Genomic DNA, 1,742 nt, shown 5'->3' with positions numbered 1-1,742 from the left:
CGTAACCGATCGGCTGGGACCACGCCCGGTCTGAGCGTGGTGTGCTAAGCTGCTCGGATGTCGGTCGACGAGGAGCGCATCGACGAGGCGGTGCTCGCCCTTCTGTGGCTGACGCTCCACGACGGGCGTCGGGCCTGGAAGGGCTTCGACTGGGCCGTGCTTGGCCGTCTCCACGCCAAGGGGCTCATCGCCGATCCAATCGGACGCGCCAAGTCGGTGGTGCTGACCGATGAGGGATTGCGCCGGTCCGAGGCGCTGTTCCGGACCCTGTTCACGCGGCCCGACTGACGCGCCAGGGCCGCGGCGTTCTCAGGCGACCGCTTGGAGAGTGGGTGTGCTCGGGTAGGCCCAGGGCAGAAGCTCGTCGAGGCGCCGCTGCGGGTGCCCCTCGACGATGCGGGTGATGACGTCGGCCAGGTAGGCCTGCGGCTCGACGCCGATGAGTTTGCAGGTCTCGACCAACGAGGCGATCACCGCCCAGTGCTCGCCCCCGCCGTCCGAACCAGCAAACAGGGCATTCTTCCGATTCAAGGCCAGCGGCCGGATCGCGCGCTCCACGGTGTTGGAGTCGATCTCCACGCGCCCGTCGTCGAGGAACAGGCTCAGCCCCGCCCAGCGGCTCAGGGCGTAGCGGACCGCCTCAGCCAGATTGCTCTTGCGGCTGAGAAGGCCGAGCTTCTCCCGCAACCAAGCCTCCAGCGCCTCGACCACCGGCCGGCTTCGTTCCTGCCGGGCCGCCCGTCGCTCCTCGGCCGAGCGACCGCAGATCTCGGCCTCGATCCGGTAGAGCGCGGCGATGCGGGAGAGCGTCTCCGTCGCGATCGGCGATGCGGCGGCGAGATCATAGAATTGCCGACGCACATGGCTCCAGCAGTAGGCCAGCCGCACTGCGCCGCCCTTGGCCAAGCTCTCGTAGGCCGCGTAGCCGTCAACCTGCAGCAGGCCTGCAAACCCGCAGAGATGCGCGATCGGTCGTCCAGCCGTGCGGTCGGGGGCGTAGACGTAGGCGACGCCGGGCGGATCAGTCCCGCTCCAGGGCCGGTCGTCGCGCGCATACGCCCAAAGCTGGCCGGTCTTGGTGCGGCCGCGGCCCGGATCGAGCACCGGTGCCGTGGTCTCGTCGGCAAACAGCTTGCCCGAGCGCTTCAGCGTCTCCAGCAGCCGCGCGTGCACGGGCCGGAGGAGGAAGGCGGCGCGCCCGACCCAGTCGGCCAGCGTCGAGCGGTCGAGGCTGACGCCCTGGCGGGCGAAGATCTGCGCCTGTCGATACAGCGGCAGGTGGTCGGCGTATTTGGAGACGAGTACCTGCGCGACGAGAGCGTCGGTCGGTAGGCCGCCCTCGATCAGCCGCGCCGGTGCCGGGGCCTGCACGATCGCGTCCCCGCAGGCGCGGCAGGCGTAGCGCGGGCGGCGGATCACCAGCACCCGGAACTGCGCCGGCACCACGTCGAGGCGCTCAGATACGTCCTCACCGATCCGGTGCAGGGCACCCGCGCAGCACGGACAGGCGGTGCTGTCGAGGTCGACCACGCACTCGACCCGCGGCAGGTGGGCGGGCAGCGCCCCACGGTTCGTGCGCCGCTTGACCCTCCGGGCCTCCTGCTTGGTGGGCTCGCTCTCCTCGGCGGCAAAGCCCGCAGCCTCGACCTGCTCAGCCTCCTCAAGCCCGAGCAGGAGTTGATCCTCAGGCAGGCTCTCGGCGCGGCGGCCGAAGCGGTGGCGCTGCATGGCCAGGATGATCT

Annotated in this window: 2 protein-coding genes; one reads left to right on the top strand and one right to left on the bottom strand. The window is 70.5% G+C overall.

All coding sequences use genetic code 11. The features are described 5' to 3' along the window. The first annotated feature begins 57 nt into the window (after nucleotides 1-57). Nucleotides 58-288, top strand: a complete 231-nt coding sequence (locus WDW90_RS36835) for a DUF6429 family protein (protein WP_336492678.1) — start codon at nucleotides 58-60, stop codon at nucleotides 286-288. A 21-nt stretch (nucleotides 289-309) separates the two neighbouring features. Here WDW90_RS36835 and tnpC read toward each other — a convergent pair. After that, nucleotides 310-1,742 (bottom strand): IS66 family transposase (gene tnpC / locus WDW90_RS36830; protein ID WP_336492677.1); only part of this gene is annotated, 1,433 nt, incomplete at its 5' end.

Origin of the sequence: Methylobacterium nigriterrae (assembly GCF_037106235.1) — a bacterium.
In the GTDB taxonomy this organism is placed as follows: Bacteria; Pseudomonadota; Alphaproteobacteria; order Rhizobiales; family Beijerinckiaceae; genus Methylobacterium; species Methylobacterium nigriterrae.
The sequence above is the reverse complement of the archived record's forward strand: the minus strand, read 5'-3'. Positions and strand labels throughout refer to the sequence as shown.